The sequence below is a fragment of the Streptomyces sp. NPDC007901 genome (assembly GCF_042959465.1).
Taxonomy (GTDB): Bacteria; Actinomycetota; Actinomycetes; order Streptomycetales; family Streptomycetaceae; genus Streptomyces.
The window spans coordinates 62,787-82,962 of the sequence record NZ_JBIBKW010000017.1 but is presented as its reverse complement, the minus strand read 5'-3'; the positions used below and the strand labels follow the sequence as shown (position 1 = coordinate 82,962).

At 71.4% G+C, this 20,176-nt stretch carries 20 protein-coding genes; 9 read left to right on the top strand and 11 right to left on the bottom strand.

Features of this window, described 5'->3' with window-relative positions:
• Positions 1–292: 292 nt before the first annotated feature.
• On the top strand, positions 293–745 hold the full coding sequence (locus tag ACFZDK_RS40005) for an ATP-binding protein (protein WP_390980085.1): 453 nt from the start codon (positions 293–295) through the stop codon (positions 743–745).
• A gap of 97 nt (positions 746–842) precedes the next feature.
• On the opposite strand, the gene ACFZDK_RS40000 is transcribed toward ACFZDK_RS40005, so the two are convergent.
• The gene (locus ACFZDK_RS40000; protein ID WP_390980083.1) at positions 843–1,730 is read right to left on the bottom strand and encodes a SigB/SigF/SigG family RNA polymerase sigma factor; all 888 of its coding nucleotides are present in this window, start codon (positions 1,728–1,730) and stop codon (positions 843–845) included.
• A 181-nt stretch (positions 1,731–1,911) separates the two neighbouring features.
• Entirely contained in the window at positions 1,912–2,733 is an 822-nt protein-coding gene (locus ACFZDK_RS39995) for a methyltransferase domain-containing protein (RefSeq protein ID WP_390980081.1), read from the bottom strand.
• Between the two features lie 56 nt (positions 2,734–2,789).
• Here ACFZDK_RS39995 and ACFZDK_RS39990 point away from each other — a divergent pair, with 56 nt between their 5' ends.
• Complete coding sequence (locus ACFZDK_RS39990) at positions 2,790–3,149, top strand: helix-turn-helix domain-containing protein (RefSeq protein WP_390980079.1); 360 nt, start codon at positions 2,790–2,792, stop codon at positions 3,147–3,149.
• Positions 3,150–3,156: 7 nt separating this feature from the next.
• On the opposite strand, the gene ACFZDK_RS39985 is transcribed toward ACFZDK_RS39990, so the two are convergent.
• A complete protein-coding gene (locus ACFZDK_RS39985) occupies positions 3,157–4,359 on the bottom strand; it encodes an alpha/beta fold hydrolase (protein WP_390980077.1) in 1,203 nt (400 codons plus the stop codon).
• 88 nt (positions 4,360–4,447) lie between these two features.
• On the opposite strand from ACFZDK_RS39985, the gene ACFZDK_RS39980 reads away from it, so the two are divergent.
• Positions 4,448–4,930 (top strand): VOC family protein, encoded by a 483-nt coding sequence (locus tag ACFZDK_RS39980; RefSeq protein ID WP_390980075.1) that lies wholly within the window; start codon positions 4,448–4,450, stop codon positions 4,928–4,930.
• A 57-nt stretch (positions 4,931–4,987) separates the two neighbouring features.
• Here ACFZDK_RS39980 and ACFZDK_RS39975 read toward each other — a convergent pair whose 3' ends face one another.
• The 4 genes from ACFZDK_RS39975 to ACFZDK_RS39960 all read right to left on the bottom strand — a co-directional run bounded on the left by ACFZDK_RS39975 (position 4,988) and on the right by ACFZDK_RS39960 (position 9,674).
• Positions 4,988–5,875, bottom strand: a complete 888-nt coding sequence (locus ACFZDK_RS39975) for a geranyl diphosphate 2-C-methyltransferase (RefSeq protein WP_390980073.1) — start codon at positions 5,873–5,875, stop codon at positions 4,988–4,990.
• A gap of 50 nt (positions 5,876–5,925) precedes the next feature.
• On the bottom strand, positions 5,926–6,978 hold the full coding sequence (locus ACFZDK_RS39970) for a family 2 encapsulin nanocompartment cargo protein terpene cyclase (protein ID WP_390980071.1): 1,053 nt from the start codon (positions 6,976–6,978) through the stop codon (positions 5,926–5,928).
• A 17-nt stretch (positions 6,979–6,995) separates the two neighbouring features.
• Entirely contained in the window at positions 6,996–8,438 is a 1,443-nt protein-coding gene (locus ACFZDK_RS39965; protein ID WP_390980069.1) for a family 2B encapsulin nanocompartment shell protein, read from the bottom strand.
• A gap of 228 nt (positions 8,439–8,666) precedes the next feature.
• Positions 8,667–9,674 (bottom strand): zinc-binding alcohol dehydrogenase family protein, encoded by a 1,008-nt coding sequence (locus ACFZDK_RS39960; RefSeq protein ID WP_390980334.1) that lies wholly within the window; start codon positions 9,672–9,674, stop codon positions 8,667–8,669.
• A gap of 149 nt (positions 9,675–9,823) precedes the next feature.
• On the opposite strand from ACFZDK_RS39960, the gene ACFZDK_RS39955 reads away from it, so the two are divergent.
• Together ACFZDK_RS39955 and ACFZDK_RS39950 are read left to right on the top strand one after the other, a co-directional pair.
• Positions 9,824–10,618, top strand: a complete 795-nt coding sequence (locus tag ACFZDK_RS39955) for a VOC family protein (protein ID WP_390980067.1) — start codon at positions 9,824–9,826, stop codon at positions 10,616–10,618.
• 47 nt (positions 10,619–10,665) lie between these two features.
• Complete coding sequence (locus ACFZDK_RS39950; RefSeq protein WP_390980065.1) at positions 10,666–11,358, top strand: RNase H family protein; 693 nt, start codon at positions 10,666–10,668, stop codon at positions 11,356–11,358.
• 9 nt (positions 11,359–11,367) lie between these two features.
• On the opposite strand, the gene ACFZDK_RS39945 is transcribed toward ACFZDK_RS39950, so the two are convergent.
• Positions 11,368–12,189: a tyrosinase family protein gene (locus ACFZDK_RS39945; RefSeq protein WP_390980063.1), complete on the bottom strand. Its 822-nt coding sequence runs from the start codon at positions 12,187–12,189 to the stop codon at positions 11,368–11,370.
• 35 nt (positions 12,190–12,224) lie between these two features.
• The gene (locus tag ACFZDK_RS39940; RefSeq protein WP_390980061.1) at positions 12,225–12,611 is read right to left on the bottom strand and encodes a tyrosinase family oxidase copper chaperone; all 387 of its coding nucleotides are present in this window, start codon (positions 12,609–12,611) and stop codon (positions 12,225–12,227) included.
• 343 nt (positions 12,612–12,954) lie between these two features.
• Between ACFZDK_RS39940 and ACFZDK_RS39935 the strand changes: the two genes are divergently transcribed.
• The 3 genes from ACFZDK_RS39935 (at position 12,955) to ACFZDK_RS39925 (ending at position 16,326) form a co-directional block, all read left to right on the top strand.
• Positions 12,955–14,145, top strand: coding sequence for an FAD-dependent monooxygenase (locus ACFZDK_RS39935; RefSeq protein WP_390980332.1), 1,191 nt, complete (start codon positions 12,955–12,957; stop codon positions 14,143–14,145).
• A 97-nt stretch (positions 14,146–14,242) separates the two neighbouring features.
• On the top strand, positions 14,243–15,742 hold the full coding sequence (locus ACFZDK_RS39930; RefSeq protein ID WP_390980059.1) for an MFS transporter: 1,500 nt from the start codon (positions 14,243–14,245) through the stop codon (positions 15,740–15,742).
• Positions 15,739–16,326 carry a TetR family transcriptional regulator gene (locus ACFZDK_RS39925; protein ID WP_390980057.1) on the top strand — a complete coding sequence of 196 codons (588 nt, stop codon included), beginning with the start codon at positions 15,739–15,741 and terminating at the stop codon, positions 16,324–16,326. The genes ACFZDK_RS39930 and ACFZDK_RS39925 overlap by 4 nt, the downstream gene beginning before the upstream one ends.
• Here the strand turns inward: ACFZDK_RS39925 and ACFZDK_RS39920 are convergent.
• Positions 16,323–17,225, bottom strand: coding sequence for a LysR substrate-binding domain-containing protein (locus tag ACFZDK_RS39920; RefSeq protein ID WP_390980056.1), 903 nt, complete (start codon positions 17,223–17,225; stop codon positions 16,323–16,325). The genes ACFZDK_RS39925 and ACFZDK_RS39920 overlap by 4 nt on opposite strands.
• 133 nt (positions 17,226–17,358) lie before the next feature.
• Here ACFZDK_RS39920 and ACFZDK_RS39915 point away from each other — a divergent pair, with 133 nt between their 5' ends.
• On the top strand, positions 17,359–18,246 hold the full coding sequence (locus ACFZDK_RS39915; protein ID WP_390980054.1) for an NAD-dependent epimerase/dehydratase family protein: 888 nt from the start codon (positions 17,359–17,361) through the stop codon (positions 18,244–18,246).
• A 96-nt stretch (positions 18,247–18,342) separates the two neighbouring features.
• Here ACFZDK_RS39915 and ACFZDK_RS39910 read toward each other — a convergent pair whose 3' ends face one another.
• Positions 18,343–20,049, bottom strand: coding sequence for a cholesterol oxidase substrate-binding domain-containing protein (locus ACFZDK_RS39910; protein WP_390980052.1), 1,707 nt, complete (start codon positions 20,047–20,049; stop codon positions 18,343–18,345).
• Positions 20,050–20,176: the final 127 nt, after the last annotated feature.

The window sequence follows — 20,176 nt, the reverse complement described above, 5'->3', positions numbered from 1 at the left end:
TCCCCGGAGTCCCCGAAGTCCCCGGAGTCTCCGAAGTCCCCGAAGTCCGAGGTGCCGCCCTCCGAGGGGCCGCCGTCCCCGGCGTCGCCCGGTCCCGAGTCCGCGGTGACCTCCGCCGCCCCTGAATCCCCGGCAATCCCGCCCGGCTCGGCCACCGAATCCCCGCCGGTGTGAGAAGCGCGACGTTCTTGTGCGCGATCGGCGAACACCTCCCGGGACTGCCCGACCGCACTCGGGGTACGAGCATGGATGCAACAGCGACCGGCCGTACCGGCCTCCGAGAGAGACACGCATGACCGAACACCTGGGCGGGGCAGTGATACCGACTGGCTTCGACGTACCCGTGGAGCCGCTGCGGCGGGCGGCGCACTACACGGGCGAACCCGGCTGCATAGCGGAGGCTCGGGACTTCGCGGCCCGCTTCCTGGAACAGCTCAGGACCGAGTGGTGCGCCGCGATCGACCCCCGGGCCGACGGCGAGCTGCTCCTCGTGGTGAGCGAGCTGGTCACCAACGCCGACCGGCACAGCAACGGACCGTACATCCTCGAACTGGAGGGCACGGACAGCGCGGTCCTGGTCTCCGTGTACGACAGCAGCGCCGCGCTGCCCCGCCGCTTCCCCAGGGACCCCGAGCGGGTCGGCCGGCACGGCCTGGAGATCGTGCACGCCCTGGCCACCGAGGTCAGCGCCGAGCGGGTGCCGGTGGGCAAGCGGGTGCGTGCGCTGGTGCGCTTCCCGCACTGACCCCGTCACCGCACCGATCCTCGTGCTCACCGACCCTCGCGCACACCACGGGCGCCGCCCCACGCGCCGGTGCGGGGCAGCGCCCGGAGTCCTGCCGTCAGGCGCAGCCGAGTTCGCCCAGCATCCCCTGACGCAGGCGTGTGATGATCCGCTTGATCAGCCGGGAGACATGCATCTGGGAACAGCCGAGGCGCTCGCCGATCTCCGCCTGGGTGGCTTCCTCCACGAACCGCAGATGGATGATCTCGCGGTCGCGTTCGCTCAGTTCGGCCATGAGCGGGGCCAGCGACTGGAAGTCCTCGACGAGCCGCAGTCCGTCCTCCTCGACGCCGATGAAGTCGGCGAGCACGGACTCGCCGTCCTCGGGCCCGTCCCCGGTCAGGGCGGCGTCCAGGGAGGAGGAGTTGTAGCCGTTGGACGCCAGCTGGCCCTCGACCACCTCGTCCTCGGACAGGTTCATCAGCGTGGCCAGTTCGACGACCGTCGGTTCCCGGTCCAGCCGGCTGGACAGCTCCTCGCGGGCCTTGGCCAGCTCGACGCGCAGCTCCTGCAGCCGGCGCGGTACGTGCACCGCCCAGGTGGTGTCCCGGAAGAACCGCTTGATCTCGCCCACGATGTACGGGAGTGCGAAGGAGGTGAACTCGACCTCGCGCGACAGTTCGAACCGGTCGATGGCCTTGATCAGGCCGATCATGCCGGTCTGGACGATGTCCTCCATGTCGTCGCCCCGGTTGCGGAAGCGTCCGGCCGCGAACCGCACCAGCGACATGTTCATCTCGATGAGCGTGTTCCGGGCGTACTGGTGCTCCGGGGTTCCTTCCTCCACCTCGGCGAGCCGGTGGAAGAACTGCCGGGACAACTCCCGCGCGTCGCGCGGGGCCACGGACTTCGGGTCCTCGATTCCGGGCAGGGCTCCCTCCGCTGGCAGCTCCTCCGCGGTGTGCGCGGTGACCACTGCTTCCGACCGGATCCCGGAGGTATCCATTTCCCTCTCCCAAGTCACGGTTCGACGGCTGCCTCTTCGGCCTCTCGTTCCGGCCCTGTCCAGGGTTTCGCCCCTGGACCGGGTACCCGGAACCGGACATCCCATGCGTGCTTGACGGTCGGGTACCCGGGGTGACGCCGCGCATGCGTCCCGTCCGCATGCGTGGCGGAAAATCAGCGGCTCACTTGTCGGCCTCCCCGACGCGTACAGCCGTGATCAGCTCGTGCCAGTAGCGCTTGGTGACGACTCCGTCGTAGCGGGACTCGATGAGCTCCCGGATGTCGGCGAGCAACCCGTTCCGGGCGGGCTCGGGGAGTGCGCGGTGGTTCGAGTAGGTGAGCAGGACGTCCAGGTAGGCGTCGGTGCCGTAGGTGATCTCCTGGGCGTGGCCGTGCACGGTGACGTCCGTGAGGTACGGGGAGCCGGTGAACTCGGCCGTGTCGGTCGCGACGGCGGACTCGGGGGACAGGCGCAGCCCGGGCGGTGTGGCCGGATCCCATCGTTCGTAACACTCCTGGACGTCGGCGAAGAAGTCCTCGGTGCCGCCCGCCACATGGTGGGTGGTGACGACGGCGAGCAGACCGCCGGGGCGCAGCGCGCGGGCCGGCTTCGTGACCCGGAGTGCCGGGTCGATCCAGTGGAACGCGGTCGCGCACACCACCGCGTCGAACGGCTCCGGCGGCAGCTCCCACTCCTCGAAGGCGGCGGTGACGACCCCCACCTCCGGGAACCCCGCCAGGCGCCGGCGGGCGACAGCGGCCATCGACGGGCCCATCTCCACGGCGGTCACCGCACAGCCGAACCCGGCCAGCTCGACGGTCAGCTGGCCGGTGCCCGGCGCGATCTCCAGGACGCGGACTCCCGGTGCGGCGCCGGTGACCCGTCCCAGCTCCGCCACGAGAGAAGGGGGATAGCGGGGCCGCGCCCGCTCGTACAGTTCGGCGTCCTCGTCGAAGGTGACCCGCAGTTCCTGCCGTTCTCCGCTGAACTCATACGCTTCCATGCGGGAGAGAATGCCGATTTCCCTCCCGCGTGGGCCACTGCTTTTAGGCTGAGGGGGTGAGCAGCCAACCGCCGAACCACGCCCCCGTCCTTCCGCTGCGTCCGCAGGAGTCGTCCGCCGACCCCAGGGAGCCGCTCTGGCGCGACCTGGTCGGAGACGTCCTGCGGCACGAACGGTTGACCCAGGAACGCACCCTCAAGGACGTCGCCGACGCCGCCCGGATCTCCCTGCCGTATCTGTCGGAGGTCGAGCGGGGCCGCAAGGAGGCCTCCTCGGAGGTCCTCGCGGCCGCCGCCCACGCCCTCGGCCTCGACCTGGGAAGTCTGCTGTCCCGGGTCCAGACCGAGTTCGCCCGCAGGACCACGGCCGTCCGCTCCGTGCCGAGGCCCTACAACGGCCTGTGCCTGGCCGCCTGAGGGCGGTTCAGCGCGCGCTCCGCTCCCGCAACTGCCGGAAGAAGGCCCGGACATCGCCCACCAGCAGGTCCGGTTCCTCCATCGCCGCGAAGTGCCCGCCCCGGTCGAACTCCGTCCAGCGCACGATGTGCTCCGTGCGGTCCGCCTTGTGCCGCAACGGCCGCTGGGGCTCGGCCGGGAACAGGGCGAGGGCGGTCGGCGCCGTCGACGGCTCGGTGGGCGCGGTGGCGCGGGGGCCGGTGGCGTGGGCCCGCTCGTAGTAGATCCGGGCGGAGGAGGCGGCTGTACCGGTGAGCCAGTACAGCATCACATTGCACAACAGCCGGTCCCGGTCCACCGCCTCCTCCGGCAGTTCCTCGGAGTCCGTCCACTCCCGGAACTTCTCGACGATCCAGGCGAGCTGCCCGACCGGCGAGTCGGTGAGCGCGTAGCCGGGCGTGTGCGGGCGGGTGCTCTGCAGGACCGCGTACCCGGTGCTCTCCTTCGTCCAGGCCTCCCAACGGCGCCACGAGTCCCAGGTGTTGGCCTGTTCCTCGGGGGAGAGCACGGCCAGCTCCGCCGCCGTGGGCTCGGTGGCCTGCTGGGCGCCCGGCAGCAGGTTGAGATGCACGCCGATCACCCGCTCGGGATGGGCGCGGCCCACCTCGCGGGAGATCGCCGCGCCCCAGTCACCGCCCTGCACCCCGAACCGCTCGTAGCCCAGCCGGCGCATCAGCTCGGCCCAGGCGTCGGCGACCCGTCCGGCCTCCCAGCCGGGTTCGGTCGTCGGACCGGAGAAGCCGAAGCCCGGGATGCTCGGCAGCACCACATGGAAGGCGTCGGCGGGATCCCCGCCGTGCGCCGCCGGATCCGTGAGCGGCCCGACCACGTCCAGGAACTCCACGATCGAGCCCGGCCAGCCGTGGGTGAGGACCAGCGGGGTGGCGTCCGGCTCGGCGGAGCGGACATGGGCGAAGTGCACGTCGGCGCCGTCGATCGTGGTCGTGAACTGCGGCCAGGCGTTCAGCCGCGCCTCCGCCGCCCGCCAGTCGTACTCGTGCCGCCAGTACCGGGCCAGCTCCCGCAGATACGGTGTGGGAACGCCGTACTCCCACCCGGCACCCGGCAGCTCGGCCGGCCAGCGGGTGCGGTCCAGGCGGTCGTGGAGATCGTCGAGGTCGCTCTGCGGGATCGAGACGCGGAAGGGGCGGATGTCCGGCGAAGAGGTCATGGTCGGGATCGTAGGCGGGCCACCGATGAGTTTCCGGCCCCGCGGCGGTCGGTACACATGACCGCGTTCCCCGCCCCAGGAGGTGCTCATGACCACCGACGGATTCACCACGTGTCTCTGGTTCGACGGCCAGGCCGAGGAGGCCGCCCACTACTACGTGTCGATCTTCAAGAACTCCAGCGTCGGGAAGGTCGGCCGGTACAACGAGGCCGGACCGGGAGAGCCGGGTTCCGTGCTGGCCGTCGACTTCACGGCCAACGGGCAGAAGTTCGTCGCCATCAACGGCGGCCCGCAGTTCAAGTTCAGCGAGGCGATCTCCTTCCAGATCTACTGCGACGGCCAGGAGGAGGTCGACCACTACTGGGCCAAGCTCACCGAGAACGGCGGCGAACCCGGCCCCTGCGGCTGGCTCAAGGACCGGTACGGCGTGTCCTGGCAGGTCATCCCCGACGGCCTGATCGAGATGATCGGCGACGCCGACCCGGAGAAGGCGGCGCGCACCACCCGGGCGATGTACGCCATGGGCAAGCTCGACATCGCCGCGCTGGAGAGGGCGTACGCGGGCGAGTGACCGCGCGCGGACGCGGGGCGGTGTCCGGACACCGCCCCGCGCGCGGACCCCGCCGGGTCAGACCCGGTCGGCCACGATCAGCAGGTACTGGAAGCTGCCGTTCTTGTACGCGGTGAGGAACGCGTCCTCGATGCCGGTCACCAGGTGCTCGGCCTGCTTGCGCAGCTCCCAGTAGGGGATGGTCGCCTGGGTGAGGTCCTCCACATGGACCGGCACCAGCCGGTTCTTCGCCATCGCCCGGAAGTACTCCGAGCGCGGGTGGATGTCGCAGATGTAGTGCGCGTTGATCAGGGACACCTCGCGCGAGGCCCGGCCGTAGGTGTCGTTGTAGCAGCCGGTGATCGTGACATAGCGGCCGCCGCGGCGCAGCAGCCGGGCGTGCTCGGCGAACAGCAGCTCCAGCTCGACGTACATCGTGGACTCGTTGTTCCACGAGGCCGCGTACGCGCCCGTCTCGAAGCCGGTGTCCAGCATGTTCCGGTGGTGGTAGCGGACCTTGTCGCCGACCTCCCGCTTGCGGGCCATGTCGTTGGCGAACTCGTGCTGCTTGGCCGAGATGGTGACCCCGTCGGCCTGGCAGCCGTAGCGCAGGTTCGCCACGATGCTGCCGCCGCCCCGGCCGCAGCCGGCGTCGAAGACCCGGTCGGCCGGGGTGAGCGGGCCGAGGTGACCGGCCAGCAGTTCGGCCTGGGCGTGCTCCAGACGGTGCAGTTCGCCGGTGACGCGCTCCTTGCGCAGCTCGGGGTCGGTCTCGTCGAGCACCGACCAGTCGGCGTCCCCGATGCCGTAGTGGTGGTGGTACAGGTCGTCGATCTTTCCGAGTTCGAGGTTGACCGGGTTCTCCTCGGCATTCCAGTAGTCCGCGACGCGGTTCTGGTACCTGGACTGGGTCGGCACCGGGGCTGACGTGGTGGTCTTCTTCCGGGCGACAGGGGCGGTGGTCAACAGGTTCTCCTCGACGTGTTTCTGACGGTGTTTCGGATGTGGCTCAGGAGCTACCAGTAGTCCGGCAGGTGGTAGCGGTTGGTGTTGGTGGCGTGCCACTCGTGGTTGCCGGCGACCCAGGCGGCCAGGCTCTCGGCGTAGCGCGCGACGAGCGGGGAGCCGACGGACAGGGCCGCCGACTCCTCCTCGAAGGCCGCCATGATCCGGTTGTGGATGTCGACGGACTTCAGATAGGCCGCCTTCAGCCCGCGCCGGTCGTTGGCCGCCACCACCTGGGGCAGGTTGAGGTGATCCGGGTCGCTGGCCAGCTCCTTGGTGAAGGAGTACAGGTCGTTGACGATCGTGGTCGCGTTGCAGGCCAGGGCCGTGATCCGCTGGATCTCCGGGCGGGCGTAGAGCTGCTCGGGCAGTTCGTAGCCGTCCACCGCGTCGACGATCGACAGACACGGCCGGAAGTTGTTGAACTGCCGCATCACCAGGTACTCCCAGACCCGCGGCACGTACCCGGACTCCATCCACGCGGCCTCGCCCAGGTACCCGAGGTGCAGCCGCGCGATGTCGTGCACGAACCGGTCGGTCTGGCTCGGCGTGGCGAACTCGGCGAAGTCCGAGAGCGCGAAGTGGTAGGAGCGCAGTGGACCGTCGGCCGCGATGCCCTCGCGCCACTCCTCCTCGATCTCCGGGATGCCGTGGTACGGGTCGAGCGCCGACTGGGCGATGATCAGCGGGCCGCCGAGCCCGCGCCGCGAGCCGCCCCGCCCCTCGTCCTCCTCGCAGTAGCAGGAGTCCACGATGTTCTCGGCGAGCAGCAGCTTGCCGGCGGCGGTGAGCCGGTCCAGGTCGAGCCCGCCCGGATGCTGCAGGACGACGGCCCGGCCGAACTGGAAGTCCGAGAAGTCCCCCTTCCAGGCCTCGGGGAACAGGTCGAGCTCCCGGGCCCAGGCCTCAAGGCGGCGGTCGAGCTCGGCGGCCTTCTCGGGGTCGGCGGGCACGGCCGGCCGGTAGTGCAGTCCGGGGACCGCCCCGGTGCGCCGGGCCGGGCGCAGGCGCTCCGCGATGTTCGGCGGCCCGGGCAGGACGTAGGAGGTGGTGGTCGTGGTCATGGATGTGCTCCAGGCCGTCAGTCGGCGGTGCGGCCGAGCTGGACGTTCTCCAGGATCCCGGCCGCGTCGGGGACCAGGATGGCGAGCGAGTAGTAGGCGCTGACCAGGTAGTTGATGACGGCCTGCTCGTTGATGCCCATGAAGCGGACGTTGAGGCCGGGCTGGAACTCCTCCGGGATACCGGTCTGGTAGAGGCCGACGACGCCCTGGTCGCCCTCGCCGGTGCGCAGCGCGATGATGCTGCTGGTGTGGTCGTCGCTGATCGGGATCTTGCTGCACGGGTAGATCGGGACGCCCCGCCAGGCGGGGATCTCGTGCCCGTCCACGTTCGCCGTACCGGGCACCAGGCCGCGCCGGTTGCACTGCCGGAAGAAGGCCGCGATCGCCTTGGGATGGGCCAGCAGCACCTTGGTCTTGCGGCGCATGGAGATCAGCTCGTCCATGTCGTCCGGGGTGGGCGGTCCGGTGAAGGAGCTGATCCGCTGCCCGTAGTCGATGTTGTGCAGCAGTCCGAACTCGCGGTTGTTGACCAGCTCCCACTCCTGGCGCTCGCGGATCTCCTCGACTGTGAGGCGCAGCTGCTGCTGGGTCTGGTCCATCGGGTGGTTGTAGAGGTCGGCGACCCGGGTGTGCACCCGCAGCACGGTCTGGGTGATGGACAACTCGTACTCGCGCGGCGCGAGTTCGTAGTCCACGAAGCCGCCCTGCAGGGTCGGTTCACCGCTGTGGCCGGCCTGCACCGGGACCTCGGCCTCGCCCTTGCGGTTCATCGGCAGCCGCTGTCGGTCCACATACGCCTGGAGGTGGGCGCCCAGCGAGGGGACCCGGTCGATGACCTCCTCGACGACCGACCAGGGCAGGGCCAGCACCACGCCCGGGGTCTCCGCGCGAACCGAGGTCAGCCACAGCGGGTCGGTCTGGCCGACCGCCTCGTCGCCCATCTGGTCGCCGTCGGTGATGACCCCGACGACCTCCTCCTCGCCGTACTTGCCGGCCGCGTACCGGGTGAACCGGCCGTGCACCACCAGATAGGTCTCGGTGACCGGCTGGCCCGCCTCGAACAGCACCTGGCCGGCGCGCACTTCACGGGCCCGGAAGCGGCCGGCGATCTCGGTGAGCGCGTCCAGGTCGTCGTAGCCGCGCAGGATGGGCAGTTCGGTGAGGGTCTGCGGGATGACCCGGATGTCGTTCCCGCCGTTCTGCTCGAAGCTCACCCGGCCGCGCCCGGTGCGCAGTTGGAGGCGCCGGTTCACCCGGTAGGTGCCGCCCTTGACGTCCACCCACGGCAGTGTCTTGAGCAGCCATCGCGACGTGATGGCCTGCATCTGCGGTTCGGACTTGGTGGTCGTGGCGAGCTGACGTGCCGCCCGGGTGCTCAGACTGGTGAGCTGCCGGTCGGTGGTGGGATCCGGCTCGGGCTCGTCGACGGCGGAACCGATGACGCTGTCCGGTGTGGACACTTTCCCTCCAGCCAAGAGGTGAACGACGGTGACCCTGAAGGTCGGTGGGGTGCGAGGTGGTGATGCGCACCGACAAGCCAAACAGCCCCGGTGATCTCCGGGTACGGCGCGAACGGGGCGGATGTTTGCCCGAGTTGCGCAAACCCGTTGTCCGATGGGGAAAGGGGCGCGACGCGAGATCGCGCGCCGGTGGCTCGCTCTCGTGCCCGGGCGGGCGCGGGGTTGGACTCAGGAAAGGTCGTTCACCAGCACCGCAGCCCCGTCGAAGCGGCCCTCCTTGAGGTCCCGCAGGGCCTTCGGAGCCTCCGAGAGCGGGTAGGCGTGGGTGGTCGCGTGGAGGTCGTACCGCTCGGCGAGCGCCAGGAACTCCCGCGCGTCGGCACGGGTGTTCGAGGTGACACTCCGCAGCTCACGTTCGTAAAACAGTTCGCGTTCGTAATTCAATGGGGGTACGTCGCTGAGGTGGATGCCCGCGACCGCCAGCACCCCGCCCCGGTCCAGGGCGCGCAGCGCGACCGGGACCAGATCGCCGACCGGCGCGAACAGGATCGCGCTGTCCAGCGGCTCGGGCGGCACCTCGTAGGCGTCCCGTGCCGAGTGCGCGCCCAGCTCCAGGGCCAGCCGCCGGGCCTCGGCACCCCGGGTCAGCACATGCACCCGCGCGCCCTCCGCGAGCGCCACCTGCGCGCACAGATGGGCGCTGCCCCCGAAGCCGTACAGCCCGAGCCGCCCGCCCGGCGGGAGCGAGGCCCGGCGCAGCGCGCGGTACCCGATGATCCCGGCGCACAGCAGCGGTGCGAGCGCCAGGTCGTCGAGGCCGTCGGGCAGCCGGTGGGCGAAGCCGGCCGGGACCGTCGTGTACTGGGCGTACCCGCCGTCGGCGTCCCAGCCGGTGTACTCCGAGTGCGGGCACAGGTTCTCGGCGTCCCGCAAGCAGTACCCGCACGTCCCGTCGGTGCGCCGCAGCCAGGCCACCCCGACCCGGTCGCCGACCGCGAAGCCGGTGACCGCGTCGCCCGCGCCCGCGACCTCGCCCACCACCTCGTGCCCCGGGGTCACCCCGGCCCGGTGCACGGGCAGATCACCCTCCGTGACATGCAGGTCGGTGCGGCACACCCCGCAGGCCCGCACCCGGACCAGCAGCTCGTCCGCCCCGGGCACCGGCACCGGACGCTCGACGAGGCGGAGCAGATCCGCCTCGACCATCCCGGGCCGCACCACCGACCACGCCCGCATCATGTCCGCCATCTCGCGCCCCGTCCGCCGAAGGCCGCCGACCCCCTCCCCAGTGTCCGCCGGAGTCCGGCGTTCGGCGCGCGGGGCGGACGGCCCGGTGGCTAGCGTGAGGAAGCGGGAGAATCCGCTCGATCGGAAGGGTCGCGGCCATGGCGGTACAACCTGAAGGAACCCCCTGTTGGGCCGACGCGATGTTCAGCGACCTGGAGGGGGCCAAGAGCTTCTACGGCGAGGTCCTCGGCTGGACCTTCGGCGAGTCGACGTCGGAGTACGGCAACTACACCCAGGCGTACGCGGACGGCAAGGCCGTCGCCGCCGTGGTGCCGCCCATGCCCGGCCAGGAGGGGCAGTCGCAGTGGTGCCTCTACTTCGCCTCGCCCGACGCGACGGCGACCGCCGCGAGGATCCGGGAGAACGGCGGCGAGGTGCTGATGGAGCCGATGCAGGTCGGCGAGTTCGGCACCATGTGCCTGGCCCGGGAGCCCAGCGGCGCGGTGTTCGGCATCTGGCAGGGCGGTGTCCACGAGGGCTTCGAGGCCACGGCCGTGCCCGGCGCCTACTGCTGGGCCGAGGTGTTCACCCGTGAGCCGGAGAAGGCCGACCCCTTCCTCCGGGCCGTCTTCCCCTACACGGCCAAGCAGATCGAGGACGACAACGTCGACTTCCGGATGTTCGACCTCGGCGAGCAGACCGTCCTCGGCCGGATGCGGATGACCGACGACTTCCCGCCCGAGGCGCCCTCGTACATCAACGTCTACTTCACCGTCGCCGACTGCGACGAGGCCGTCGCCAAGGCGGCCAAGCTCGGCGCGATCCTCCGCTTCGGTCCGATGAGCAGCCCCTTCGGCCGGTTCGCGGCGCTCAGCGACCCGCAGGGCGCCAACTTCTCGGTGATCGACATCACGACCACCGAGGGTGAGATGCCGCAGGTCAAGGACGTCTGACCAGGGCGGACGCGGGGCCACGGCCGGGCGGGGCGCCCGGCCGTGGCATGATCGGGGCCATGCGTGAACGAGTGGTGGCCGCGTGCGACGGGGCTTCTAAGGGAAACCCCGGACCGGCCGGCTGGGCCTGGGTGGTGTCCGACGACGCGGCGACTCCGGCCCGCTGGGAGGCCGGGCCGCTCGGCAAGGCCACCAACAACGTGGCCGAACTGACCGCCCTGGAGCGGCTGCTGGCGGCCACCGACCCGGACGTGCCCCTCGAGGTGCGGATGGACTCGCAGTACGCGATGAAGGCGGTCACCACCTGGCTGCCCGGCTGGAAGCGCAACGGCTGGAAGACCTCCGCGGGCAAGCCGGTCGCCAACCAGGACCTCGTGGTCCGGATCGACGAACTTCTCGACGGCCGCACGGTCGACTTCCGCTATGTCCCCGCCCACCAGGTCGACGGCGACCCGCTGAACGACTTCGCCGACCGGGCGGCCAGCCAGGCGGCGACGGTCCAGGAGGCCGCGAGCAGTGCGCTCGGCTCCCCGGAACCGCCGTCGTCCCCGACGCCCGCGGCCTCGGCCCCGCGCCGCAAGGCGGCACCCCGCAAGACGGCGGGCGGGTCCTCCTCCCGCACCCTCAAGGCCAAGTTCCCCGGCCGCTGCCTGTGCGGCCGCTCCTACGCGGCGGGCGAGTCCATCGCCAAGAACGCGCAGGGCTGGGGCCACCCGGAGTGCCGCACGGCCGAGGCCTGACCGGACGGCTCAGACGTCGAACGTGTAGAACCGCGTGTGGTCGAGCAGATCCGCCGGCCGCACGTCGTTCCACGGCTTCATCGTCTCGTCCAGGTCCACCACGTCCGCCGTGCCGCCGCCCGGCACGTACCCCGCCTGCGGATGCCGGCGCTGCCACTCGGCCCACAGCTTGTCGACGAAGGCGTGGTGCAGCCAGAACACCGGGTCGTTGGGGGAGACCCCGGTGGCCATCTGCCCGCCGACCCAGACATGGACCCGGTTGTGCAGATTGACCCCGCGCCAGCCCTCCAGATGGTTGCGGAAGCCGTCCGAGGCGCTGTTCCAGGGGGCCATGTCATAGGTCGCCATGTTCAGCACCGAGTCGACCTCGGCCCGGGTGGGCAGCTCGCGCACGCTCGTCCCGAGCGACCGGCGCAGATAAGTACGGCCGTCCACGCGGACGTTGACCGGCCAGTTCCCGCCGGACGCGGCGAACGGCCCGTCCGTCACCCGCCCGTCCGAGCTGCGCCCGGTGCCGCCCAGGAAGTCAGGGCCCCACAGCGCGGCCCGGACGGTCCGGTCGGTGCTCCAGTCCCAGTAGGGGAGCGCGACGGAGGGGTCCACCGCCTGCAGCGCCTGCTCGAAGTCGAGCAGGAATCTGCGGTGCCAGGGCAGGAACGACGGTGAACGGTGGCCCGTGCGCTCCGAGTCGTCGGTGTCGGACATGATGAAGGCGTTGTGCGTGCGCACGAAGTCGTCGTAACGGCCGTTGCGCTTCAGCTCGATGACGGCGGCGACGAACCGCCGCTTCTCGTCGGCTGTCAGACTGGCCTGGTTCTTGCGTACGGTCATGTGCTTCGAAACTCCGGAAGTCCTTGCGGGGGCGGTCAGTTGGCGGGGAACGGCAGCAGCGCGGCGCCCTGCAGCTCGTCGACCGCGGCACGGGCGGCGGCGCGCGGGGTGGCGACCGGGTCGTAGTGGCTGACCACGCTGATCCAGCTGCCGTCGGCGTTCCGCATCACGTGCAGCTCGACCTCGTCGACGAACACCGCGTAGCCGGCGCCGTGTCCGTGGTGGTGTCCGCCCATGCCGCCCATGCCGGCCGGGCGGCCCTGTATCCGTCGGCCCCGGTAGACCTCGTCGAAGGGTTCGAGAGATCCCTCGTGCGAGTGACCGGCCGCCGATGCGCCGGGCGCGACAAGGGTCGGGGCGCCGGCCGCGGCGGCGAGGACGGCCGCCCCGGTGAGCGCGCGACGGCGGGTGAGTTCGGGCATGCGGATGCTCCTGTGGTGGGTGCGGGTGATGACCCCGTATGCCTATCCGCCGGTTCCGGAGCGGGAGAAATCGCCCGGATCGGGTTGGCTACGATCAGGACAATTGACTACATGTCATACAAGATTGAACGAAGATGATCTTGCTGAGGCGAGGGGTCCGCCACTCCCGGAACGGGCAATTCCTTGCTCTGGCGAGGAGGTTTTCGTCGATCTTTCGCGGCGGTCCGCCGTCCGGGTGGCGTGGCTCACGGCGTCAATCTGGCGCGATTCGCAAACCCGGCCGGGCTCACCCGCGCTGCTACCCTGCGGTGCCAATTGACCACGTTCGGTGAAATCCAGGGGTGTGTGCGTGAAGGTCGTCTGTGTCGGAGGCGGGCCCGCCGGCCTGTATCTCGCGATCCTGCTCAAGCGGCAAAACCCGTCCCACGACATCACCGTCCACGAACGCAACCCCGAGGGCTCGACCTACGGCTGGGGCGTCACCTACTGGCGCGCCCTGCTCGACCGGCTGCACGCGCTCGACCCCGAGTCGGCGCGCGCGATCGAGGAGAGCTCGGTGCGCTGGCACCAGGGCGTCGCCCACGTCCGCGACCGGATCACCCGGCAGCCAGGCGACCCGGGCCACGGCATCGGCCGCCACCGCCTCCTGGAGATCCTCGCCGACCGCGCCCGGTCCCTGGACGTGCGCCTGGAGTTCGAGGACGAGATCACGCCCGACCGCCTCCCCGAGGCCGACCTCGTCGTCGCCGCCGACGGCATCCACAGCGCCCTGCGCACCCGGCACGCCGACGCCTTCGGCACCGAGACCACCGAGGGCCGCAACCACTACCTGTGGCTCGGCACCACCAGGGTCTTCGACTCCTTCACCTTCGCCTTCGTCGAGACCGACCACGGCTGGGTCTGGTGCTACGGCTACCCGTACGACGCCGAACACAGCACCTGCGTCATCGAGTGCGCCCCGGACACCCTGACCGGCCTCGGACTCGACGTCATGGACGGGGCCGACCAACTGGCCCTGCTGGAGAAGCTGTTCGCCGCAATCCTCGACGGCCACGCGCTGATCGGCGGTGCCACGGCGGCCTGGCCCGCCTTCCGCACCCTCACCAACCGCAGCTGGCACCACGGCAACCTCGTCCTGCTCGGCGACGCCGCCCACACCACCCACTACTCCATCGGCGCCGGCACCACCCTCGCCCTGGAGGACGCGATGTGCCTCGCCGACACCCTGCGCGAGCACGGCGCCGTACCCCAGGCGCTCGCCGCCTACGAACGGCGGCGCAAGGCCGAACTGCTCTCCGCCCAGAGCGCCGCCCGCCTCAGCGCCCAGTGGTACGAGCAGCTGCCCCGCTACATCGACCTGCCCCCGCACCGCATGTTCGCCCTGCTCGGCCAGCGGCACTCGCCCCTGCTGCCCTACGTGCCGCCGCAGCTCTACTACGGCATCGACAAGGCGGCCGGGCGGCTGGAGGTGCTGCGCCGGTTCAAGCGGTGGCTCGGGCCGCGGGCGGCACGGGCCCTGCACGCCCGGTCGTAGCGGCCGTCCGGCGGCATGCCGGGTAGGTGAAAGGTCATTCACCCGGTAGGGTGAATTCATATTCACCTACTTATCCATGCCGTCCGCAGGAGCGCCGATGGAGCAGCCCGTCCCGATAGCCGGCCCCTCGGGCTCGCCCGCCGCACCGCGCCCGCTGCGGCAACGGCTGACCATCCCGGTACTGGCCTTCGGCGGCATCCTGATGGCCGTCATGCAGACGGTGGTCGTCCCCCTGCTGCCCGACCTGCCCCGCCTCACCCACTCCTCGGCCGGCACCGTTTCCTGGACCGTCACCGCGACCCTGCTCTCCGGAGCGGTCCTCACCCCGGTGCTCGGCCGGGCCGGTGACATGTACGGCAAGCGCCGGGTGCTCACCGGAGCCCTCGCGCTGATGACCGTCGGCTCCGTGATGTGCGCGCTGTCCTCGGACATCACCGTGCTCATCGTCGCCCGCGCGCTCCAGGGCGCCGCCGCCTCCGTCGTCCCCCTCTCCATCAGCATCCTGCGCGACGAACTGCCGCCGGAGCGCCGGGGGTCGGCGGTGGCGCTGATGAGCTCCACCGTCGGCATCGGGGCCGCGCTGGGCCTGCCGCTGGCCGCGCTGGTCGTGCAGTACTACGACTGGCACACCATGTTCTGGCTGACCAGCCTCCTGGGCGCGCTGGGCGTGGCGGCCGTCTGGTGGGCGGTCAGGGAGTCGCCCGTGCGCGAGTCCGGCCGGTTCGACGTGCTCGGGGCGCTCGGTCTGGCCGTCGGACTGACCTGTCTGCTGCTCGGCGTCTCCCAGGGCGGCCAGTGGGGCTGGTCCAGCCCGCGCGTCCTCGGACTCTTCGCCGCCGCGATCCTCGTCCTGGTCCTGTGGTGGTGGCAGCAGCTGCGCACCGAGCAGCCACTGGTCGACCTGCACCTCGTCACCCGGCCCCGGGTCGGCCTGTCCCATGTCGCCGCCCTGCTCACCGGGTTCGCCTTCTACGCCAACTCCCTGGTGACCGCCCAGCTGGTGCAGGCGCCGAAGGCCACCGGGTACGGCCTGGGTCTGTCCATCGTCGCCACCGGCCTCTGCCTGCTCCCCGGCGGCGTCACCATGCTGCTGTTCTCCCCGGTCTCCGCCCGGATCTCGGCCTCCCGCGGCCCGCGCATCACCCTCGCCCTCGGCGCCGCCGTCATCGCCTGCGGCTACGTCGTACGCATCGCGGACAGCCGCGACCTCTGGATGATCATCCTGGGCGCCACCGTCGTCGCCACCGGCACCACGCTGGCCTACTCCGCGCTGCCCACGCTGATCCTGCGGGCCGTCCCGGCGAGCCAGACCGCCTCCGCCAACGGCGTCAACGTGCTCATGCGCACCATCGGCCAGGCCACCTCCAGCGCCGCCGTCGCCGCCGTGCTCACCCACCACACCAGCCTCGTCGGCTCCACCGCGATCCCCACCCTGCACGGCTATCTGCTGGCGTTCGCGATGGCCTGCGTCATCGCGCTCGCGGCCGGCGCCGCCGCCCTGTCCATCCCCGGAGACAAGGACCGGGCTGCCGACGACGCCCCGCGTGCCCAGGACCGCACCGAGGGCGTGCGCGACGACGCGCTGGAGGGAGCATGAGTGCCGTGAGCACCCGACCCGGCCTCCCCGCCGCGCCCGCCCGCAGGGACGCGGAGGCCACCAAGGCGGCCATCCTCAAGGCCGCCCGCCATCTCCTCGCCCGGCACGCGCACGCCGACATCACCCTCAAGGACATCGCCGAACGCGCCGGGGTCAGCCCGCCCCTGATCCTCAAGTACTTCGGCAACAAGGACGGCCTGTTCGCCCGGGTGATGTCCTTCGACACCGACGCGGCCGCCCTGCTCGACGCGCCCCTGGACCGCCTCGGCCCGCACATGGTCCGGTACGTCCTGGAGAGCCAGCGCGACCGCGGCGCCGACCCGTTGCTGCGGATCGTCTTCGCACCCCTGCACGGCGACCACGGGGACGTGCTGCGCGCCAACTTCCGCGCCCACGTGGTCGACGCCCTCGCCGCCCGGCTCACCGGCCCGGACCCCGGCCTGCGCGCCGAACTCGCCGTCGCCCAGCTCATCGGCCTGGGCGTGATGTACGGCATCGCCCGCGGCCCGCGGCTGCGCGACTCGGCGGTCACCGACATCGCCGACCGCTACGGCCCGGCCGTCCAGGCCCAGTTGACGCCCTAGCCGGGCTCCGGAGCGGTCAGGAGCGCCTCGACGGACCTGCGGAGGGAGGCCAGCAGACGGCTGTTGTCACCGGCCCGGGTCGCCAGCACCACATGGCTCGGCTCGATGCCGTGCAGCGGGACGGCGGTGAGGTCGGGGCGCAGGGACATGCCGGGCACCCGGGGCACGATCGCCACGGCCTGCCCGGCGGCGACGTGTTCGAACTTGTCCTCCGCCGCGTCGATCAGCGGACCGCCGGGCGCCGGGCTGCCGTCCGGCCGGGGATCGACACGCCAGAACGCGTTCCAGAGCGGGTCCTGGCCCCGGGGCAGCGGCTCGTCGGCGAAGTCGTCGAGCGTGACCGACTCCTTCCCGGCGAGCCGGTGGTCCAGGGGTACGACCAGGACCCGCGGCTCGTCGTAGAGGACCGTCACCCGCAGCCCGTCGGTGCGCAGCGGCAGCCGCGTCACCACCGCGTCCACCCGTCCCGCCAGCAGGGCCTCGCGCGGCTCGCCCCAGTCGAGGTGCAGGGTGCGCACCTCGGCGTCGGGGAAGCGGCGGCGCAGATCGCGCACGGCCGGGGTGACGAAGATTCCGTTGATGTACCCGACGGTGATCCGGCTGGGCTCCGCGGCGGCCCGGGTGACGGCCGCGGCCTCGCCCGCGGCCCGCAGCAGCCCCTTGGCCCGCGGCAGGAACACCTCACCGGCCTCGGTGAGCCGGGCGCCCTGCGGAGTGCGGTCGAAGAGCCGTGCGCCCAGCACCTGCTCCAGGCGCTGGATCTGCCGGCTCAGCGACGGCTGGGTGATGTGCAGGGCACCGGCGGCCCGCCCGAAGTGCCGCTGCTCGGCGACGACGGTGAAGTACCGGACGATCCGCAGATCGAGATCGAGATCGGGGGCGGGAGCCGCATCAGCCATGCCTTCAGCATAAGCACAACGACCTGCACTCATGCCTCGGAGGCATTGCGTAGTACGAAACAGGCTTTGGACGCGCGACACCCGCCGGCCGAACGATGGAGACACCACCCCATCCCTCGAAGGAGCACCCCTCATGCGGGTATTCGTCACCGGCGGCAGCGGCTTCATCGGCTCCGCCGTCGTCCCCGAACTCCTCGGCGCCGGCCACCGGGTCCTCGCCCTCGCCCGCTCCGAGAAGTCCGCCGAGGCCCTGACCGCGGCGGGCGCCGAGGTGCACCGCGGCAGCCTCGACGACCCCGAGGACCTGGCACGCGCGGCGGCCGGCACCGACGGCGTGATCCACCTCGCCTTCGACCACGACTCCTTCCCCGACATGACCGGGCCCGTGGCCACCGACCTCCGTGTGATCGACGCGGTCGGCACCGCCCTGGCCGGCTCGGACCGGCCCTTCGTCGTCACCTCGGGAACCCTCATGCTCGCCCCGAACGGCGGGATGGCGACCGAGGAGGACACTCCGGCACCGGCCGTCCACCGCAGCGCCGCGGACCTCGCCGCGCTCGCCCTGGCCGCGCGCGGTGTCCGCAGCTCCGTGGTCCGCCTCGCCCCCACCGTGCACGGCCTCGGCGACCAGGGCTTCGTCCCCCGCCTGATCGACGTCGCCCGCCGGACGGGCGTCGCCGCCTACATCGGCGAGGGCACCAACCGCTGGCCCGCCGTACACCGCCTCGACGCGGCCCACCTGTTCCGCCTGGCCCTCGAATCGGCCCCCGCGGGCACCGGCCTGCACGCCGCCGCCGACCAGGAAGTCCCGTTCAGGGACATAGCGGCGGCGATCGGCCGGGGCCTCGACATACCGGTGAAGAGCATCCCGGCAGAAGAGGCCCAGACCCACTTCGGCTGGCTCGGCATGGTGGCGTCGGCCGACAACCCGACGTCGAGCGAACGCACCCGCAAGCTCCTGGGGTGGGAACCGGAACAGCCCGGCCTGATCGCGGATTTGCAAGAAGGCCACTACTTCTAGACGCCGGTTCGCGGAGCGCCCCGTCAGGGGCGCGGGGCTGTATCAATGTGCGGCTCCGCCGCGTGGGCGCGACCAGCCCCCACCCACCCGCAGACCTCAACGGCGCACAAGCACCCCATCCAAGAATCCATTGCCGAACACCCCATGCGGATCAAGGCGATCCAACACCCCCACCGCCGCATCCCACACCGCACCCCCGAACGAATCCGGAATCCTCGCCCCGATCACCTCCTCATCACTCCACACACCGGACTCCGTATAAGCCCACCCCTTGGACCACTCCACCCGAGTCCCCTCGAACCTCTCGAACAGAAACCTCTCCAACTCCCGCAGAAACGCCTCCGCATACGGCGTCCCCGGCAGCGTCAGCACATCCAGCCAGACGGCCGTGTCGGCCCCGTCCCGCGGCCGCACCGCGGACAGCGACGGCACCTGCGCCCCGGTCACCCCCACATCCCCCGGCTCGTCCAGCCCCGTCACCCGGATCTCCACCGACCCGTTCACCGGGAACCGCCCCGACGCCGCGTACACGGTGAGCCGTTCCCGGTAGAACGAGGTGAACTCGTGCACCACCCGCTGCACCTCGCCCCGCTCCGTCAGCACCGCGTACCCGTTGGCGTTGATCCGCAGCGTGGTCGGCCTGATGTACAGCAGCGTGTTCTTCGACGGCCCCCAGATGTCCGCGGACAGAGTGGTCACCAACCCGAGCGACGCGACGTCCAGTTGCGCGTTCCCCAGCACCGGCGCGAGGTACCACGCCGCGTCGGACACCATGCGCCCCACCAGGTCGGCGACCACGGTCGGGACGTTGTCGGAGAAGGGGTAGTTGTACGGCGAGGTGACGTGCCGCGAGGCGAGCGGCTTGGTCGGCGCGACGCTCCACTCCTTCAGCCACGGGTACTCGGTGAAGGCGAACCAGATCGCCTCGACCCGCCCGGACCGCGTCAGGAAGCCGTCGAGGGTCCGCCCGCCGGAACCGGGCGCCGCGAACAGTTCGCCGGCCGGGATGTCGGTCCGGCTCACGCACCGCAGACTGCTGTTCGCCCCCACCCGCAGCACGACCTCGGTCACCAGCGCGCGGCCCAGATGCGTGAGGAGCGCCGCACAGTCCGCCTCGCTCCGGTCGAAGGTCCGCAGGACGTACGCACCCACGTCCTCGTCCCACACCACCGCGGTCAGCGACACCACCAGATTGCTCAGCGAGCCGTAGGTGTGCCCGGGCAGCGGGTCCTCGCCGTCGGCCGGTACGGCGGTGCCGTGCGCGTCGACGGCCAGGGCGCCGCCGAGCGTCAGATCGCCGGGCGCCGGCGCGGCGGTGAGCCCGAGACCGTGGCCCTCCAGGAAGGTGAGCAGGGCCTCCAGGGTGGCCCCGGTCCCGGCCCGTACCAGCGAACCGGACTCCAGGGAGAGGCCCGTGAGTTGAGCCGTGGTGTCCACGAGCAGGACCTTGTCGTCGGCCGCCGTCCCCTCCGTGATCGTCAGCGGCGACCAGCCGTGCGAGGCGCCCCGCGCGCGTACCCGCCGGCTGTTCCGCCAGGCCCAGTCGACGACCGCGAGCACCTGGCCGGCGTCGGCCGGGGCACAGGCCCACAGCCCGTCCGCGGTGATCTCACCCACCCAGTTGCGATAGGCCGAGCGGTACAGCGCGACCTCCGCCGGGAAGCCCGGCAACTCGGCGGCGGCCTCGGCCGGATCGGCTGCCAGCAGCACCGGTACGGTGGCCAGCACGGCGGCGGACCGCAGAAAGGCCCGACGGCTCCAGCCGTCGCCCCAGGACGTGTTGTTCGCTGAAGTGTCAGTCACGCCGACACGCTAGGTCCGGGTTGACGCACTCCTGATTTCTGTCGATTGCAATCACCCGTTTGAGTGAACGATTCACCGGTGGGGGCGGTCGCTCGGGCCCGTGACAGCGTTGTCGGTGGCGGATGAC

Excerpts from the sequence above, each read along its gene's own strand:
- ACFZDK_RS39930 (WP_390980059.1), top strand. The coding sequence starts at position 14,243 with ATGGAGCAGCCCGTCCCGATAGCCGGCCCCTCGGGCTCGCCCGCCGCA.
- ACFZDK_RS39945 (WP_390980063.1), bottom strand. The coding sequence starts at position 12,189 with ATGACCGTACGCAAGAACCAGGCCAGTCTGACAGCCGACGAGAAGCGG.
- ACFZDK_RS39920 (WP_390980056.1), bottom strand. The coding sequence starts at position 17,225 with ATGGCTGATGCGGCTCCCGCCCCCGATCTCGATCTCGATCTGCGGATC.
- ACFZDK_RS39940 (WP_390980061.1), bottom strand. The coding sequence starts at position 12,611 with ATGCCCGAACTCACCCGCCGTCGCGCGCTCACCGGGGCGGCCGTCCTC.
- ACFZDK_RS39950 (WP_390980065.1), top strand. The coding sequence starts at position 10,666 with ATGATCGGGGCCATGCGTGAACGAGTGGTGGCCGCGTGCGACGGGGCT.
- ACFZDK_RS39980 (WP_390980075.1), top strand. The coding sequence starts at position 4,448 with ATGACCACCGACGGATTCACCACGTGTCTCTGGTTCGACGGCCAGGCC.
- ACFZDK_RS39960 (WP_390980334.1), bottom strand. The coding sequence starts at position 9,674 with ATGCGGGCGTGGTCGGTGGTGCGGCCCGGGATGGTCGAGGCGGATCTG.
- ACFZDK_RS39985 (WP_390980077.1), bottom strand. The coding sequence starts at position 4,359 with ATGACCTCTTCGCCGGACATCCGCCCCTTCCGCGTCTCGATCCCGCAG.
- ACFZDK_RS39955 (WP_390980067.1), top strand. The coding sequence starts at position 9,824 with ATGGCGGTACAACCTGAAGGAACCCCCTGTTGGGCCGACGCGATGTTC.
- ACFZDK_RS40005 (WP_390980085.1), top strand. The coding sequence starts at position 293 with ATGACCGAACACCTGGGCGGGGCAGTGATACCGACTGGCTTCGACGTA.
- ACFZDK_RS39995 (WP_390980081.1), bottom strand. The coding sequence starts at position 2,733 with ATGGAAGCGTATGAGTTCAGCGGAGAACGGCAGGAACTGCGGGTCACC.
- ACFZDK_RS40000 (WP_390980083.1), bottom strand. The coding sequence starts at position 1,730 with ATGGATACCTCCGGGATCCGGTCGGAAGCAGTGGTCACCGCGCACACC.
- ACFZDK_RS39925 (WP_390980057.1), top strand. The coding sequence starts at position 15,739 with ATGAGTGCCGTGAGCACCCGACCCGGCCTCCCCGCCGCGCCCGCCCGC.
- ACFZDK_RS39915 (WP_390980054.1), top strand. The coding sequence starts at position 17,359 with ATGCGGGTATTCGTCACCGGCGGCAGCGGCTTCATCGGCTCCGCCGTC.
- ACFZDK_RS39970 (WP_390980071.1), bottom strand. The coding sequence starts at position 6,978 with ATGACCACGACCACCACCTCCTACGTCCTGCCCGGGCCGCCGAACATC.